The following is a 247-nucleotide window of genomic DNA, read 5'->3' on the forward strand; positions in this document are numbered from 1 at the left end:
AGAAGCAATGAGAAATGCTGGTACTACTGCAATTGCAGGAGAAACAATTAGCGAAGATGGTGTTTTGACATTATTAAAGCCAATGAGTGCAATTGCTGGGCGTCGTGCTGTATTTATGGGAGCATATTATTTAGAAAAACAACATCAAGGAGAAGGGATTTTATTATCAGGTATTGAGGGAATCCCTGCCGGAAATGTAGTTATTTTAGGTGGAGGAAATGCTGCAACTAATGCCTGTGATATGGCA

At 39.7% G+C, this 247-nt stretch carries 1 pseudogene; it reads left to right on the plus strand.

The window, feature by feature from the left end:
• A pseudogene (locus HMPREF2590_RS31210) lies at nucleotides 1-247 on the plus strand (alanine dehydrogenase); the annotation flags it as partial.

The sequence above is a fragment of the Bacillus sp. HMSC036E02 genome, from assembly GCF_001836235.1.
Taxonomy (GTDB): Bacteria; Bacillota; Bacilli; order Bacillales; family Bacillaceae_G; genus Bacillus_A; species Bacillus_A cereus.